This is a genomic window from Bradyrhizobium sp. MOS002 (genome assembly GCF_003020115.1).
Taxonomy (GTDB): domain Bacteria; phylum Pseudomonadota; class Alphaproteobacteria; order Rhizobiales; family Xanthobacteraceae; genus Bradyrhizobium.
In genome coordinates, this window is sequence record NZ_PYFX01000037.1 from 1 (window position 1) to 16726 (window position 16726).

Below are 16726 nucleotides of genomic sequence, written 5' to 3' on the forward strand. Positions count from 1 at the left end.
GTCCATGGCATGGTGTCCTCCCTCGAATCTTTGCAAATCCGAAGGAATCACAGGCCAGCCAAAGCCGCTCACCCTTTTCCGGTCAGGCTCTCAGGATGAGGGCGGAATACGCGGCAGCGATTTCGACAGCCCCGGTGCTGCTTAGCCTCATCCTGAGGAGGCGCGTAAGCGCCGTCTCGAAGGACGAGGCGCGCGCACGGACTGTCGCCTAGGTCACCGCCCCAGACCCATGACCATCGTCGAATCAATGCTATAGAGCGCTCATGGACCCCTTCGTGATCAAGCTGATCGGCTTTGCCGCCGCGACCTGCACCACCGTGGCCTACGCGCCGCAAGCCATCAAAGTGTGGAAGACCCGCTCCACCGGCGATATTTCGCTCGGCATGTTTCTGGTCATGGTGCTGGGCCTGGCGCTCTGGCTCGTCTACGGCCTGCTGTCGGGCGATGCGCCGCTCGTCGCCGCAAACGCCATCACCATCGTGCTCGCCGGCGGCATCCTGTTCATGAAGCTGAAATACGGGTGAGTACGGAGTTGCGTAGGGCGGATTAGCCGAAGGCGTAATCCGCCGCCTTCATTGCGGCCCGATGGTGGATTGCGCTTCGCTAATCCACCCTACGATTCATCCGAACACATACGACGCCATCGCGACGTTCGCGACCTCGTCGACGAAGACGCGCTTGCCCGCGTCGCTGCCGGCGGCGCCGGCGGCCACCATCAGCGGCAGCAGATGATCTTCGCGCGGATGGGCGAGGCGCGCACTCGGTGCGTTCTCCCAGTCAACCAGCATCGCGTGGCGGCGCGCCGCATCCTTGTGGCTGATCGCCTCGTTCAGATAGGCCTCGAAATCATACGAGACCGGCTTCGACTCCACCCGGCCGAACCCGCGCATGTTGTGATAGGTGAGCCCGCTGCCGACGATCAGAATGCCTTCGTCCCGCAGCGAGGCAATCGCCTGCCCGACCTTGATGTGCTCGGCCGCGTCGTAACTCGATCTCAGCGACAGCAGCACGATCGGCATGTCTGCGTTCGGATACATCAGGCCGAGCGGCACGAAGGTGCCGTGATCGAAGCCCTGGTTGGGATCCTCCCGGCAATCGACGCCCGCGCGAATGAGCAGCGCCTTCACCTCCGCTGCGAGCTCGGGCCGCCCCGGCGCCGGATATTTGAGGTGATAGGTGTGCTCGGGGAAGCCATGATAGTCGTACACCATCGGCGGATGCGCCGAGGTGGACACGGTGAAGGCGTCAGCCTCCCAATGTCCTGATATGACGAGCACGGCCTTGGGCTTCTCCGGCAAGAGCTGCGGAAGCCGGCCGAACGCCTCGGCGGTCTTCGCATATTGCACCCGCCTGTCCTCCATGAACGGCCAGGGACCGCCGCCATGCGACAGGAAGAGAGTTGGGAGTCGCGTCATGGATGCAGGCTCGTCTCGTTGACAGCATGCGCGTGCGAGGTGCCCGCGCGATCGGCCAAAGCATAGGCAAACCGCTATGGTTAGCAAGTCGTTAACGATTTGCCGCCCACAATCCAGCGGTGGCCGAAGGAGTCGGCCTGAAGGCAAGTGAGACGTGAGATGAAGAAGTTTGCGCTGGGGGACGTCGTCAACAGTGACAAGGGCCGCCGCGGCGTCGTACGCGCCGCCTACCGCTCCAAGGAAGGCCAGCAGTTCTATGCCGTCGAGAAGGATGGCGCGATGGACCATCTGGAAGAACACCGGCTGAGCCCGGCGCCGCGCGTCGAGCTCGCGGCTTAAGTCCAACTCATTCAGCCCTAACGCCCGAGCCGGTCCAGGCGCTCCGACCAGGGGTCGTCTCCGCTCGCGATGCGATCGTTCGTGATCAGCAGCAGGCGATCGTTGCCTGCGGCGGCATCCCAATGCGGCAGGTCCGCGCCGTTGGGATCGCCGCTCCTGGCGAAATTGATCCAGTAGGCGCGCATGCGATTTGCGACCTCGCGATCGCCTCGTGACAAGATGCCCGCACCGGGCATGCCTTCCACGCCGAAGATGAACTGCAATTCCCGCCCGTGACCGCCCTCGGGATTTGCACGCCGTGCCTCCGGCACATAGGCGAAGCGATAGCGAAAGGTCGGCGCACCGTTGCCGGCATGCAGGCGCGCCAGCAGTCGCACCGGCTCGGAGAAGAACTTGTCGGTGTAGAACCTTGCCGCGCGACCGGAAGATCTGGCGAGATCAGGATAGAGCCCGCGCAGCTCATCGCTCGTGGCCCCTGACGATGCCAGCTCCTCCCGGATATCCAGCTCGCCGTCGAAACCCGTCTCGTCGTCGTTCGAGCCTATGATCAGGGGAATTCGGCTTTCATGCCCGGCCGCGAAGCCTGCGGCGACCTCCTCGCCCACCAGACTTCCATCTATCGTCGGTGCGAAGCTGCGCGGCGATTTTTCCAGGAGATGTTTTTCGACGGCAAGAACGCGTTGTGGCTCGGCGGCGCGTAAGTCAGCCTGTCGCCCCAGCGCTGCCACGAATTGCCGGCCCACACTCTCGGCCTCTTGCGCCGAGCGCACGCGCGTCCGGCCGGGGACCGATTGCAGAATGGCTTTTTGAAAGAGAGCGCGCGATGGCGCAGACAGCATCAGCAGCGCGATCGAGGTCGCGCCGGCGCCACTGCCGAACAAGGTGACATTGTTCGGATCACCGCCGAAGGCGGCGATGTTGTCGTGCACCCAATGCAGCGCCGCGATCTGGTCCATCAGGCCGTAATTGCCGGAGCCGCCTTCCGACAGCGCGGGATCGCTGAGCCAGCCGAGAGCGCCGAGGCGAAAATTCACGGTCACCGCGATGAGGCCGGCCTGCGCGAGCCTGGCACCGTCGAACAACGGATCGTTCGCGGTGCCGCTGACGAAAGCGCCGTCGTGGATGAACAGCATCACGGGCAGCGGGCCGTCGACCCCGAACGGACGGAACACGTTCAGCGTCAGGCAATCCTCGCTCGATCCCGGCAGCGAGGGCTGAAGACACGGCGCGCCATAGGCATAGGCGGTGCGCATCTCCGCACTCTCGGGCGCAGCCTGCGGCGGACGCCAGCGCAGCGGCCCGACCGGCGCGGCCGCATAGGCCAGCCCCCTGAACGAGGCCACCTCGCCTTCGACGGCGCCAAGCATCTGGCCTTCCCGCGTCAGCGCGAATGGAAACTGGCCAACCGGCTGGGCCACGGCCGAGCCGGCACAACAGAGGACGAGAGACGTCGCAAAAAGCGCGAACACGGACCGCATCTTCGGAGCATCTCGATGCGCGGAAAGGTTTAAGCAGGTTATGTCCGTGGCCCGCTGCGAGGCAAGCGCCGCGGCCGCGCCTAGCTCCCCTTGGCGACAAGCTCCGCCAATGCGTGCCGTGCGATGATGCCGAGCTCACCGAGCGTGGAGTGACCGGACCGCGCGGCCTGGATCAGCCGCTCGGCGATGAACCTGCGGCTGTCGTGATCGCCGCCGTGCGGCAGTTGGCGGCACGTCTCCTCCAGGACGACGTCCATGTTCGCTTTGGTCCGTTCACTTAACTCTGTCATGACGCCCTGGATACGCGTGGCTTGTAGCCGCAAGCATACACAGACGGACCGTACAAGATTAGCCCGGGAAATCACGGCCATTGTGCATCGCGATGCGTGTGCTGCCGCAACATTCACGCGGCCATGATGACGCCGCAAATGGTGACCGAAGATTGCACGTGCCGTGATGACAAGCCGAACCTGCAGCGATAGCCTGCCGGCAAAACAAAATACACGGGAGGAATGCCATGCCTGATGCAATGGTTGCTGCACGTGCCTCTGACGCGGGGCGCGGAACCAGCCAGCAGATCGATGTTGCCGTGGTCGGTGCCGGATTTGCCGGCCTCTATCTCCTCCATCGGCTGCGCAAGGCCGGCCTCACGGCGGTCGCCCTCGAAGAAGCCGGCGATGTCGGTGGCACCTGGTACTGGAACCGATATCCCGGCGCGCGCTGCGACATCCAGACCATCGATTACAGCTACACCTTCGATCCGGACCTCGAGACCGCCTGGACCTGGTCGGAGAAATACGCGGCCCAGCCAGAGATCCTGCGCTATCTCGGCTTCGTCGCCGACCGCTACGATCTCAGGCGTGACATCCGCTTCAAGACCAAGGTCACGGAAGCAAAATGGGACGAGGCGACCGAACGCTGGCAGCTCACCACCGACAACGGCGCGCCGGTCTCCTGCCGCCATTACATCATGGCCACCGGCTGCCTCTCGGCGCCGAAGCCGCCGGAGATAGACGGCGTTAAGGATTTCAAGGGCGAGGTCTATTTCACCGGCCGCTGGCCGCATGACGGCGTCAACCTCGCGGGAAAACGCGTCGCCGTGATCGGCACGGGCTCGTCTGCCATTCAGTCGATCCCGCTGATCGCCGAGCAGGCCGCTGACCTCACCGTGTTCCAGCGCACGCCGAATTTCGCGCTTCCCGCCCACAACGGCCCCGCGCCGGCCGATCGCAGGGACCTGTTCCAGAGCGACCGCGCCGCCTATCGCGAGCAGGCGCGCCAGTCGATGGCCGGTGTGCCCTATCCGCAGCAGACCGTCGTGAGCTGGCAGCTCAGCGATGCCGAGCGTCGTGAGCGGTTCGAACGTGCCTGGGCCGCCGGCGACCTCGTCCACATCCTAACGCAGCTCTGGGCCGACCAGGCCGTTGACGTCGACGGCAACAAGATCGTCCAGGACCTGATCCGCGAGAAGATCCGCGCCGCCGTCAACGACCCCGAGACCGCTGCGGCGCTGATGCCGGACGATCATCCGTTCGGTGCAAAGCGTCCCTGCCTCGATACCAATTACTACGCGACCTACAACCGGCCGAACGTCACGCTGGTCAATCTGCGCCGGGAGCCGATCAAGACGATCACCGCAAGCGGCATCACCACAGGCAAGCGTAGCGTCGACGTCGACGTCATCGTGTTCGCGACCGGCTTCGACGCCATGACCGGCGCGATCCGCGCCGTGCATCCGATCACCGGACGTGGCGGCAAGTCGCTGACCGACGTCTGGGCGCAGGGGCCGCAGAGCTATCTCGGGCTCACCGTCGAAGGCTTCCCGAACTTCTTCATGATCACGGGACCCGGCAGCCCGTCAGTGCTGTCGAACATGGCGGTGTCGATCGAGCAGCATGTCGACTGGGTCGTAGACCGGCTCAAAGCATTGCGCGACGCCGGGTTCACCACGATCGAGCCGACCGAGACGGCGCAGGCCGGCTGGAACAGGCACATGGCCGACTGCTCGATGGTGACGCTGCACCGGCTCGCCAACACCTGGTACACGGGCGCCAACGTGCCCGGCAAGGTGCAGGGCCTGATGCCCTATACCGGCGGCGTCGGTCCCTATCGCAGCATCTGCGACGAGGTTGTCAGCCGCGGCATGCTCGGCTTCAAGCTGACCGGCCCCAATGTCGCCGCGCAATGCAATGACGGCGAGGTGGTGCGCCTGCAGCCGGATGTGCGGCTGGTGCTGAACCTGCTGGCGTCGCTCAACCTGCCGCCGATCGAGTCGATGGGTGCGCAAGGCGCCTGCGCCTTCGTCAATGAGTTTAACAAGGGCCGTCCCGCCGGACGGCCGATCGGCGAGATCGTCGACGGCACGCTGCCCGGCGCCGACGGTCCCCTGCCTTATCGGGTCTACAAGCCGGCAACATCAGGACCGCATCCGGTGGTGGTCTATTTCCACGGCGGCGGCTGGGTGCTCGGCGACGAGCAGTCGGACGAGCCGTTCTGCCGCGACATGGTGCGGCGGACCGGCATGATGCTCGTCAGCGTCGGCTATCGTCACGCGCCTGAGCATCGTTTCCCGACCGCGGCCGAAGACGGCTATGCGGCGACGCGCTGGATCGCCGAGCACGCCGCCGAGCTCGGCGGCAAGCCGGGCCCCGTGCTGGTCGCGGGCTGGAGTGCCGGCGGCAACATCGCCGCCGTCACCTGTCAGCTTGCACGCGATCGCGGCGGCCCTGATATCGCGGGCCAGCTCCTGATCTGCCCGGTCACCGACTGCACCTTCGACCGCCCCTCCTACAACGACAATGCGACCGGCTATTTCCTGACCCGCTCGCTGATGTACTGGTTCTGGGACCTCTATTGCTCGCCGGCCGACCGCACCGATCCGCGCGCCTCGCCGCTCCGCGGCAAGGTCGCAGGCTTGCCGCCGGCCTTCGTCGTCACCTGCGAATTCGATCCGCTGCGCGACGAAGGCATCGCCTATGCCGAGGCGATGGCCGCCGCCGGCGTCCCGGTCGAGCAACTCAAGGCGCGCGGCCATTTCCATTCGTCCTTCACGATGGTGGACGTGATCATCACCGGCGCGCCGGGCCGGGTGCAGATGGCCGAGGCCTTGCGACGCTTCGCCGGGTTGCCACCCGAGGTCAGCCGCGGCGACGAGACCGGCCTCGGCCGCACTAGTTCGGGGCACAAAATCGAGGCGGCCGCGAGCTGACGGCGAACAATTGCCGGGAACCATTTCCCGGTCATCGCGTTTGATGCTGTGGCATTGAGATGCAGTAATGGGTGTAGGCCCCGGTACGCAGGATCGTGTGCCGGGGTTCTTTTTTGCGTGAGGCGGGACGATGGGGGACGTGGTTGAGGATTCAAAGGTCGATTTTGGTGTCCTGGCGGTGCTGCATAAATGGCCCTCGCTTGCGAACCAGAGGCGATCGGACCGAGCGTCCTACCAGGTGATCGAAGGCACGCTCGACGAATGCATCTCGGCGTTCATGGCGAAGCCGGCGGCGACCAGGCATCTCTATGAGATCCGCACGATCGCGCAGCCGCCGCTGGTCACGGACATCCTCTCGCCCGAGCACATCACGGAGCTCGCGCGACTGAGAGAATTTCTCTGATCTTTGCAGAAGCACTTGCTGCGCGCAGGAACTTTCTTCCGGTTTTTCCCGTTGATGGTGATCGGAAGCGAAGGCGTGAGTGCCTCACATGCTAGAAGCCGGCGTGCCAGCCCCGGTCGTGCCCTATGGCGCAGACCAGACCCTGTTCGTGGTGATCGACCGCCTCGACAAGGCGACCGAAATCCGTATCGAGCGCAGCGATCTCGATGCCACGATCGGCGAGCTCGTCGCCGGCTGCTTCAACGACCCCGTCAAGGTGATCTCGTTCAACACGCTCGAGCACTGGACGAAGGACATTTCGACCGACGTTGCCGGCGAGATCCGGGCGCGCTGCGACATCGATGGCATCAGGTTGCCCGACTATCTCAGCGACTTCGTCGAGAGCCACAGCTAAGCGCGCCTGGGATGATGAGAATCAGGCCCGCCGGTACCTGCCGGCGATGACCTCGATCTCGCGGCGGCGTTCGCCCGCGAAGGCCAGGAGCTTTTCGATCGTCAATGTATCCGTGATCCGTTTGGCCAGCCGCTCGGCGCGTGCGGCCTGATCTTCGAGATACTGGATCGTGTTCAAACGCCACCTCCCAAGAGCTTCAATCTGGAGCCCGAATGATTGGGTATCCATGGTGGCTGGAGGCGGCTAACAGCCGGTTAAGCACAGCGCTTCGGATCGATGCAGCTGCAAATTATCGCACCACGTCGAGCCGGACATTGGTGACGCCCTTGTCGACCATGCCGAGCGCCTCGGCCGCGGAGGGAGAGATGTCGACCACGCGGCCGCGAACATACGGCCCGCGATCGTTGATCCTGACGGTCACGAAGCGGCCGGATGAGACATCGGTGACGCGCAGCTTTGTGCCGAACGGCAGGCTGGGATGGGCCGCGGTCAATTCGTTCTTGTCGAACCTCTCGCCGCTTGCCGTCTCCGTATCCGAATAGAAGCTGGCGACGCCGTGCGAGACGCTTTGCTTGGCGTCGCCGTCGTTGATGCGCGCCCGGCTGATCGGACGCGGATGCAGCGCCGCCACCCTGTGCGGTCGTTCGACAGCGGCTTGGCGGTGGGTGCCGAGATCGGCTTTCTGACGGCCGACCGGCGATTGCGCACACGCCGCAAGCGACGCCGCGCCGATGATGGCGAGCAGGACCCGGCACAGGGTTGCCGGCGAAATCCGGGCATTTTCGGCACGTGCAAAGCAAGACATGATGCGCCCTCCGAACGACCCCGAGTTTCGGTCGGCAATGAGGGCAGAACCTTGTCGGAACGAAAGCGCGCCTGAGGCCGCAGCCGTTTCGGGTTTAGCTGTGGCGATTCCACCACACTGGCTTGTCCTGAATCGAGACAGACTCGCGGGACTACCCCGATACGACGCGCCAGACGACCGGGCGCGTCTCCGGAGGAACCTCGCCAGGCTCGGCGTCGCCCTTCAAGAGCCGCGCGAGTTCGCGCCGATAGAGCCGCCGCCAGCCGGTTTTCAGGCTGGCGAGAAAGTCGAGCTCCCGTTGTGTCAGCGTGCACATCATGAACCCGATCCGGTTGCGAGAGCTGCGTCGTCAGCCGACGAGGCCTCCCATCGGTTTGACGTCGGCGCTGCCCGGGAAGACGACTTCTGCGAGCACCTTCTCCTCGACACGCAGATGATCCCTCAGCAGGCCCTTCAGCACGGCGCGCAAATCCGTGGTCGGCCTGAGATCGCGATCTTCGAACAGTTGCGCCGGCTTCATGCCCGGCCAGTCCGCGATCACGCGGCCACCGTTGAGCCCGCCGCCGATCAGGAAAGCGACCGTGCCCGTGCCGTGGTCGGTGCCCTGCGTACCGTTGATGCGCGCGGTTCGCCCGAACTCGGTGACAACCGCGACGACGGTTTCGCGCCACGCTTCACCCATGTTGCTCTCGATCGCGGCAAAGGCGCCGTCGAGCGCGCCGAGCAGATTGTAGAGCTGGCCCGACGCCGCGCCCTCGGCGATGTGCGTATCCCAGCCGACGAAGCCCATGGCGCCGACGCGCGGACCGTCGGGCTTTGCGAGATAGCGCGCGGCGGTGCCTGCGGCTTCGGCAAAATAGGCGCGCACGCGCGCGATGCCGGGCGGCGCCAAGGTCGGATCGTCGGACATCGGATCGCCCACGCCGGGCGCGCCGCCGAGCGAAGCGAGCCTCATGCGGGCCTGGAGCACGCTCGCGAGCTTCGGGTCGGTGTGCTGGTAGAGATCCAGCAGGCGGTTCTGCGTGTCCTCGCTCGCCGGCAACAATTTCTGCGGCACCCATGTCATGACGGGCGCCGAACCGCGCACCACCAGCGGCGTCACAGAGCCAATGCCGAGCGCGCGGCTGCCGCGCGGATCCACACGCCCGCCGGATTCCAGCGCGAGCAGCGCGCGGTTGAGCCATCCCGAGCTGGTCATGCCCGGCTTGACGAGCCCGCTTTCCAGCACGTCCTGGCCGTCGAAATGCGAACGCTCGCGATAGGGCGTCGCGGTGGCATGGACGATCGCAGCCTTGCCGCTCTTGTAGAGCCGATGCAGATTCGGCATCGCCGGGTTGAGCGCGAAGAAGGCATCGAGCGGCAACGCCGGCGTCTTGCCGTCCAGCACCAGCGCGCGATCGCCGCGCAAGGAGATCCAGTCGGGATCGCCGACCGGCGCAACCGCGCCAAGGCCGTCGAGCGCGCCGCGCAGCACAATGACCAGCAGGCGCGGATCGCGCCCCTCGGCGCGCGCGATCCGCGGCATCTGGCTCCACGCGAACAGCGCGCCGGACCCGACCAGAAGCTCGCGCCGCGTGGGCAAATGATTGACGACGCCCATGCTCACCTCCTCTGAAAATCCGCCGACATGAACAGAAGCGCCAGCGCCTGCTGCCGGCTCTCGGCACGGCCGACCGCCTGCTTCACCTCGGGCGCGATCTCCGATGCGAAGACGTCCTCGATGATCACTTGCGGATCGGCCGTGGTCGCGACGCGTTCGGCGAAATTGTTGGCGATGTCGAGCCGCCGGCCAACGCCGTCGATCCAGCTCGCCTCGTCATCCGGATAACCCTTGGGCGCCGATGGACGCCACAGCCCTTCACCGAGCAGCTCCTGGCCGCCGGTGAAGCGGACGGGATCGACGGTCGTGATGCCGGTCGCGCGCACCATGCCGACGCCCCACTCGCTCGGACGCTTGAGTTTTGACGGCGGCCCGCGCCACGCCTCGTCCGAGGACACCATCGCAACCGCGACCTGCTTGAGATCGCCCTCGGTGTCGCGAAAGATTTTTGCCATCTTCTCGACGAGCGCCGGCGGCGGCTCGTCGGCGACGAAATGGCGCGCGAGCTTGGTCGCGACATGGGTCGCGGTCGCCGGATGCGCGGCGAGGTCGCGCAACACGGCGCGGCCCTGCTCGGCATCCTCCTGCTCGTAGCGCTTGCCGAGCACGGTCTGTCCACCGGGCTCGTGCAGCCGCGGGTTGAAGGTAAATTCGCCGCCATGCTCGGGATTGTCCCCGGGTGGAACAAGCGTCCAGCCGGTCAGCACATTGGCGAAGCTGATGACGTCGTCCTGGGTGTAGCCGGTGCGCACGCCGAGCGTATGCAGCTCCATGATCTCGCGCGCAAAGTTCTCGTTGAGGCCGCTGCTGCGGTTGATGCCGGCCGTCGAGTTCGCGCCCATCGAACCAAGATTGTCGAGATAGAACAGCATCGCCGGATGACCCTCGACGGCCAGCAGGAGATCGACGAAGCGGCCGAGCGCATTTGCGCGAACGGCTTCGCGCTCATAGGCGCCGGACATGCTCTGGATCCGGTTGGCCGAGACGCAGAAATGGTTGGACCAGAACCACACCAGCCGCTCGGCAAAGCCGATATCGGCGGCAAGCGCAGCTTCCGTGCGCACCTTGGCTTCCTGCAAATAGATCGGACGTCCGGGATCAGGAATGGCGTCGGCCGCCTGCTTGGCAGCCATCTCGGCGGCGTCCTTCTCTCCCTGACCCTGCGCTTGTCCCTGCGTCTGCGCTTGAGCTTCGGACATGACAGGCACTGCGGCGATCTGCTGCTTCTTGGCCTGCTGCTGGGCCTGCTTGGCGCGCGCGGCGCGCCGCGCATTGGCATCGGCCACGGTGCGATAGGCCTTTGCGCTGGAGGGAAGGCTGGCGGCAGCGTTCAGGACGAGCGGCCGGTCGAGCTCGGCTATCAGCGCGCCACGCGGGTCGGTCCCGACAGCCGCAATCGATCCCGGACGCGGCCCCATCCCGAAGCGATGAAGCGCCAGCACAGAATCGGCCTTTGCAGAACTGCTCATGGCGGTCGCCCAATTCTTTCAAGCCTGCCGACGGCGTCGACGTTAAGCTACGAACCGTAATGCTACAAATCGTAGCACTCACGGCGAGGACCGGCAAGCGGAGATTGAGCGAGCGCCATCAACAACTCGGGAGCCACCGGACCCGCAGACCGGCGGCGGCGATCGTCCTAGAAATTGGGCCCGAGCGCGATCTTCGTGATCGTGCCGTTTCTGACGCCGATGCGCCATTCCGCCGAACCATTGGCGAACTGGGCGACATAGATGTCGCTGTCGAGCGCGGTGACGCCGCGGAAGGAGACCGCACGCAACTCACCGAGCCGCGTCAGAATCGCCTGATCGAACGGAAGCTGCGCGCGCGTGATGTCGGCGACCTCCGACGTCATGCGCTCGTAGTCCGGCTGTCCCTTGCCGACGCCCTCGATGTAGCGGCGCAGCATCTCCTCGCCATTGGCGATCGGAACGGCGCGCCGCGCCGCGCGGCCCGGACGCGCGCCGAGGCTCAAAGCCTCGACATTGTGGAAGCGCGTCTGCCGGCCCGGCATCAGGACCTCGAGGCAGCGCCCCGACTTGTCGGCAATCACCCACGGATTGTTCACGGTGGTGGTGGAAGCCCAGCTCATGTTGGGCCTGACGACGCTCTGTGTCTTGCGATTGCCGTCGGCATCGAGATTGAAGACGCGAATGTCGTCGCCCATCTCGTTATAGACCATGATCCGGATCGGCGAGGCGCCGGCGCGGCCGCGCACATTCGCCTCATCCGCGCAAGGCACGATGCCCCCGAGCTCGTCATTGCCGTCGGCCCGGAACAGTACGTCGCCGACCTTGCCGTCGGGCTCGAGCAGCAGGCGGAATTCCGCCGTGCCGTTCTCGAACTTGGCGCCATAGATGTCGTAGCCGCCGGGCCCGACGCCGCGGAAGAAGATCGATTCCACCGCACCGAGCGCCACGAACGTCGCCTGCGTTTCACTGAGCTGACGTTGGATCTTGGCAGCCAGCGCCGCGCTCATGCGATCGTAGTTCGGCGTGCCGCGGCGCAGATCCTCGATCCCACGCAGGATCATGTCCTTGCCACCTGCGACCGGAACCTGCTCGCGGAAACGGTCCGGGACTTCCGCGACACGGCGCGCGAAGTCGGCCTCGATCGCCTGCGCCACCGCCGCGTCGATCCGTGGCGCGAGACGGGCGCCGAAGACCGCGTTCTGCACCAGCACGCGCGAGACCTTGGCTTGTTCGTCGCGCAGGAAGATCAGGAGGTTCTCGCCGTGGATCGAGAAGACGTCGGCACCCTCAGTGAGGAGCGCCGCCCGGCCCTGCACGGTTTCCTGCACCTGGAGACGGTCGCCATCGCGGCGCACGGTGAGCACGCGGTTCGGCGCAATCCTGTACCAGCCGACATATTGATCGAGCGAGGCAGGTTCGGTCGTCGGCGTCGGCATCTCGGCGACGCGAACCGCGCGCACGTCGCGGCCGTTGATCCGCAGCATCAGTTCGGAGGAGCGACGTTCCGCATCGAGCGGGAACGTGATCTCGCCGGACGAAGCCATGTAGGACGCGGTGCCGTCACTGCCGACCGTCAGGCGCAGCCGGCGCTGCCCGGTGAGCTGGCCGTAGAGCTCGTCGCCTTCGCGGAAGATCGCGAACACCGAGGCCGGGCCCATGGTGTAGAAATTGACGAAGGGGCGGTAATGCCGGGCCGGCACCTCGCCGCTATCGGCGACGCCGGGCGCCGCGTCCGGGGTGCGATAGGCGATCATGCCGGCGGACACGATCACGGCCGGGACGATCGCGGCCGCGATCCACAGCCGCTTGCGCCAGCCGACCGCGACGGGCATCGCGGCGGTCGCGATGATGCGCTCGACGCGGGCGCGCACGGTCGAGGCCCGCGCCATCGCGAGCTCGACCGGCCGCGGGTTTACCGTGCTGGCAAAATCGAGCAGGATTTCCGCATAGGACAGCCGGTCGTCGATCACCTCGATTGCCTCGGCGTCGCTGATGATCTCGGCAAGTTCGGCAAGTCGCGCGAGCTGCCACCACGAGAACGGGCTGAACCAGAACACGGCGCGATTGAGGGAGGCGAGCAAGAGGATATAGAAATCGCGGTTGGCGACATGCGCACCCTCGTGCGCGAGCACCGCGAGGCGCTTCTTCGGCTCCCAGCCGGCAAATTGCGGCGGCACCAGAATGGTCGAGCCAAACGTGACGGGACCGCCGACGTCGCGGCTGACGCGCACATCGGCGTCGAGCATGGGCGGAGCGTTGATCGGCCTTGCCGCGCGCGCGAGCCGCCAGGTCAGACAGACGCCGATGGCCAGCCGCAGCAGCAACAGGCTGGCGACGCCGGCATGGACGATTGTGGCGACCAGCCACCAGTTGATCGAGACGCCGCTCTTCGCCGGCGGAGCAATCGCCGTGCCGGGCGCGATCGGCTGCATGGGCTGCGGCATCTCGAACATAGAGATGTCAGCGGGCAGGACATCATCCGGCATGGATACCGGCAATGGCAGCCGGGTGATCGTGACCGTCGGCCAATGCATCACCAAGGGCATCGCCAGCGATGCCAGCAGCACGACGACCCACGCCGTCATGTGGACGTGCGGATTGCGCACGCGAAACATGTTGAGGCCGAACCAGACGACGCCTCCCAGCACAAGGGAGCGCAGCGCCGCCTCCGCCAGAGTTGCGATCATTCTTTCTTCACTCCCCTCGCTTTCTTCGCCTTGGCTACCTGGTCGGCCAGTGTGCGCAATTGCTGCTGGTCGAGCATCGCATTGTCGACCATGCCGACGAGGACCTCCTCCATCGAGCCGTTGCAGAACCAGTCGACGATGCGCTGCACCGCCTTGGCCGCAACCCGCGCGCGCGCTTCGGCTGCGTGGTAGACATAGGTGCGTCCGTCCACCGTGTGCCGAGCATAGCCCTTTTCTTCCAGCCTGCGCAGCACCGTGCGGACGGTCGATTCCTTCAGCCGACGCGACAGCTTCTCGCGCACGATTTCGGCCGTGACAGGACCATGGGCCCAAACCAGTTGCATGACCTCGTGCTCGAGGTCGCCCAGTTCGGGCAAACGATCGTCCATGGCACCTGACCTTGTTTCGAATTTTCTTGTAACGCTACAGAGCGTCGCATATAGGACCGCGCCGCGCAACGGCGTTTCCACCTGAAATGGTATCGCGTGCTGACCTAACCGGGGCGGGTTGCGGCCTGCGAGGGCGGTGCGCTCCCTCTCCCGCTTGCGGGAGAGGGTTGGGGTGAGGGTGTCTCCGCAGTGGGACTCCCCAAGAGGATAGAGCCCTCACCCGGCGCGCGGGACGATGCTTCGCATCGCCCGGGCACGCCGACCTCTCCCGCAAGCGGGAGAGGTGACTGAGCCAGCCGCCAGATCGAGGCAATCAAAAGTCATCAGGCTTTAGTATTTCGGCTCGTACATCTGGGACTGAACCAGGCCCTTCACGTCATTGGGCGCGGGGCCGTCCGCGAGCCCGCGCTGAAAGGCGACATCGGCGACGGCGGCAGCGATGCGGACCGAGACCTCGCGGATCCGCGGCAGCGCCGGGTAGAGGCTGCCTTGCGCAAGATCGTCCTTGCCGACACAATCGGCGAGCGTATGGGCGGCCGCCATGAACATCTCGTCGGTGACGAGCCGCGAGCGGCTGGCGATGACGCCGAGGCCGACGCCCGGGAAGATGTAGGAGTTGTTGCCCTGGCGCGGCACGAAGGTGCGGCCGTTGAGCTTGACCGGGTCATACGGACTGCCGCAGGCAAATAGCGCGCGGCCCTCGGTGTAGCGGTAGGCATCCTCCGCCGAACATTCGGCCTTCGAGGTCGGATTGGAGAGCGCGAACACGATCGGCTGTTCGTTGAGCTCGGCCATCGCCTTGAGCACATCGGGCGTGAACGCGCCGCCGACCGCGGCAACACCGATGATCGCCGTCGGCTTCAGCGTCCTGATCGCGGTGAGGAAGTCGGCGATCGGCGCCTGGTCGGCATGGGCATAACGGAGCTTGTGGCCGGACAGGCCTTCACGGCCGCCAACGACGAGGCCGCGGGAATCCACCAGCCAGTTGCGGCGGAGCGCTTCCGCCTCCGAGGCGCCCTCCGCCATCATCGCGGACGTCACGAGATCGGCGATGCCGGTCGCGGCCTCGCCCGCGCCGAGGAACAGGATGCGCTGGTCCTTCAGCTTGCCGCCGTTGACGCGCAGCGCCGAAAACAGGCCGGCGAGCGCGACCGCAGCCGTGCCCTGGATGTCGTCGTTGAAGACGCAAGCCTCGTCGCGATATTTGTGCAGCAGCTTGAATGCCGAATGATTGGCGAAATCCTCGAACTGGATCAGCACACCCGGAAAGGTCTTTCGCGCGGCGACCATGAACTCGTCGACGAAGCTGTCATAGGCCTCGCCCGTGAGCCGCCGCTCGCGCAAGCCAAGATAATACGGGTCTTTCAGCAGCTCTTCGTTGTTGGTGCCGACGTCGAGCACGATCGGCAGGCACGTTTCCGGATGCACGCCGGCGCAGGCCGAATAGAGCGAGAGTTTGCCGACGGGAATGCCCATGCCGTTGGCACCGAGATCGCCGAGGCCGAGGATGCGCTCGCCATCGGTGACGACGATCAGCTTGGCCGGATAGGGCCAGTTCTTCAGGATCTCGGCGATCTGGCCGCGATCCCGCGAGGAGATGAACATGCCGCGTGGGCGCTGGAAGATCAGGCCGTATTTCTGGCAGGCGAGCCCGACCGTCGGCGTGTAGATGATCGGCTGGATCTCGTCGATATTGTCGACGACGACGCGGAAGAACAGCGCCTCGTTGCGGTCGTGCAAGGCATTCAGCGCGACATATTTTTCGAGATCGGTCGGCAGCGTGCGCAGGTTGACGAGCACCCGCTCGACCTGGGTCTCCATCGTCAGCACGCAAGGCGGCAGCAGGCCGCGAAGTCCGAGCGCATCGCGCTCCTGCGCGGTGAAGGCAGTGCCCTTGTTGAGCAGGGGATCGCGCAGCAGCGCCATGCCGTGCACGGAATCGGACGATGTCGAATGGGCGCTGACCCGAGCAGGTCTATTCACGAATTCCCCCAGGGAGTTTCTTATTGAAGGGCAGGCATTGTCGGCCAGCGTTCAGCTGAGATCAAGGACGCAGAAAACCGCGGCAAGGATTGTGATCCCGCACCGCAGCGAGATTTTCGTGACAGATCGGCCGTCGTACGCGCGAAAAGGTTAACGTCGCGAAGCAGGTCGTCCTCCTCTCATCTGAGGGCTATCGCCCATAGTGTGCAAGACGCGCGGCGTTGGCGGCGGAGCTCCCTCTCCCGCTTGCGGGGGAGGGTTGGGGTGGGGGTATCTCCGCGTCGGGACTGTCGAGAATCGCGGCGGATCTCCCTGTGTGGTGAGAGCCCTCACCCGCCGCGCGCGGGACGATGCTGCGCATCGCCCGGGGCGTGTCGGCCTCTCCCGCAAGCGGGAGAGGCGGAACAAGCCCGCGCGATCTCACCCGCGGCGATCCTTCGAGACGCCCGCTTTCGCGGGCTCCTCAGAGCCTGACCGGAAAAGGGTGAGCGGCTTTGGCTGGCCTGTGATTCCTTCGGATTTGCAAAGATTCGAGGGAGGACACCATGCCATGGAC

The 16726-nt window shown here is 65.6% G+C and carries 16 protein-coding genes; 5 read left to right on the top strand and 11 right to left on the bottom strand.

From position 1 onward, the window contains the following. Positions 1-263 precede the first annotated feature (263 nt). Positions 264-524 (top strand): SemiSWEET transporter, encoded by a 261-nt coding sequence (locus C7G41_RS35795; RefSeq protein WP_106946923.1) that lies wholly within the window; start codon positions 264-266, stop codon positions 522-524. A 96-nt stretch (positions 525-620) separates the two neighbouring features. Here the strand turns inward: C7G41_RS35795 and C7G41_RS35800 are convergent, their stop codons facing one another. Further along, positions 621-1415 carry a class III extradiol ring-cleavage dioxygenase gene (locus C7G41_RS35800; RefSeq protein ID WP_106946924.1) on the bottom strand — a complete coding sequence of 265 codons (795 nt, stop codon included), beginning with the start codon at positions 1413-1415 and terminating at the stop codon, positions 621-623. 159 nt (positions 1416-1574) lie between these two features. Between C7G41_RS35800 and C7G41_RS35805 the strand changes: the two genes are divergently transcribed. After that, entirely contained in the window at positions 1575-1754 is a 180-nt protein-coding gene (locus C7G41_RS35805) for a hypothetical protein (RefSeq protein ID WP_106946925.1), read from the top strand. A gap of 17 nt (positions 1755-1771) precedes the next feature. Here the strand turns inward: C7G41_RS35805 and C7G41_RS35810 are convergent, their stop codons facing one another. Further along, positions 1772-3232: a carboxylesterase/lipase family protein gene (locus tag C7G41_RS35810; protein ID WP_106946926.1), complete on the bottom strand. Its 1461-nt coding sequence runs from the start codon at positions 3230-3232 to the stop codon at positions 1772-1774. Positions 3233-3312: 80 nt separating this feature from the next. Further along, positions 3313-3522, bottom strand: coding sequence for a hypothetical protein (locus C7G41_RS35815; protein WP_106946936.1), 210 nt, complete (start codon positions 3520-3522; stop codon positions 3313-3315). A gap of 227 nt (positions 3523-3749) precedes the next feature. Between C7G41_RS35815 and C7G41_RS35820 the strand changes: the two genes are divergently transcribed. The 3 genes from C7G41_RS35820 (at position 3750) to C7G41_RS38095 (ending at position 7237) form a co-directional block, all read left to right on the top strand. Further along, entirely contained in the window at positions 3750-6440 is a 2691-nt protein-coding gene (locus C7G41_RS35820) for an alpha/beta hydrolase fold domain-containing protein (protein ID WP_106946927.1), read from the top strand. A 130-nt stretch (positions 6441-6570) separates the two neighbouring features. Next, positions 6571-6843: a hypothetical protein gene (locus tag C7G41_RS35825; protein ID WP_106946928.1), complete on the top strand. Its 273-nt coding sequence runs from the start codon at positions 6571-6573 to the stop codon at positions 6841-6843. 88 nt (positions 6844-6931) lie between these two features. Beyond that, on the top strand, positions 6932-7237 hold the full coding sequence (locus tag C7G41_RS38095; RefSeq protein ID WP_199198787.1) for a hypothetical protein: 306 nt from the start codon (positions 6932-6934) through the stop codon (positions 7235-7237). Positions 7238-7258: 21 nt separating this feature from the next. Here the strand turns inward: C7G41_RS38095 and C7G41_RS38100 are convergent, their stop codons facing one another. From C7G41_RS38100 to C7G41_RS35865, 8 genes are all read right to left on the bottom strand, one after another. After that, positions 7259-7414 (bottom strand): hypothetical protein, encoded by a 156-nt coding sequence (locus tag C7G41_RS38100; protein ID WP_199198788.1) that lies wholly within the window; start codon positions 7412-7414, stop codon positions 7259-7261. 112 nt (positions 7415-7526) lie between these two features. After that, positions 7527-8042 (bottom strand): septal ring lytic transglycosylase RlpA family protein, encoded by a 516-nt coding sequence (locus tag C7G41_RS35835; RefSeq protein WP_106946929.1) that lies wholly within the window; start codon positions 8040-8042, stop codon positions 7527-7529. A gap of 151 nt (positions 8043-8193) precedes the next feature. Continuing rightward, positions 8194-8361, bottom strand: a complete 168-nt coding sequence (locus C7G41_RS37550; RefSeq protein ID WP_158268083.1) for a hypothetical protein — start codon at positions 8359-8361, stop codon at positions 8194-8196. 30 nt (positions 8362-8391) lie between these two features. After that, positions 8392-9642 (bottom strand): DUF1501 domain-containing protein, encoded by a 1251-nt coding sequence (locus C7G41_RS35840; protein ID WP_106946930.1) that lies wholly within the window; start codon positions 9640-9642, stop codon positions 8392-8394. A gap of 2 nt (positions 9643-9644) precedes the next feature. Further along, a complete protein-coding gene (locus C7G41_RS35845; protein WP_106946931.1) occupies positions 9645-11111 on the bottom strand; it encodes a DUF1800 family protein in 1467 nt (488 codons plus the stop codon). 167 nt (positions 11112-11278) lie between these two features. Continuing rightward, positions 11279-13798, bottom strand: coding sequence for a M56 family metallopeptidase (locus C7G41_RS35850; protein ID WP_106946932.1), 2520 nt, complete (start codon positions 13796-13798; stop codon positions 11279-11281). After that, on the bottom strand, positions 13795-14187 hold the full coding sequence (locus tag C7G41_RS35855; RefSeq protein ID WP_106946933.1) for a BlaI/MecI/CopY family transcriptional regulator: 393 nt from the start codon (positions 14185-14187) through the stop codon (positions 13795-13797). The genes C7G41_RS35850 and C7G41_RS35855 overlap by 4 nt, the downstream gene beginning before the upstream one ends. Before the next feature lie 330 nt (positions 14188-14517). Further along, positions 14518-16170, bottom strand: a complete 1653-nt coding sequence (locus C7G41_RS35865; RefSeq protein ID WP_106946935.1) for an NAD-dependent malic enzyme — start codon at positions 16168-16170, stop codon at positions 14518-14520. Positions 16171-16726 lie beyond the last annotated feature (556 nt).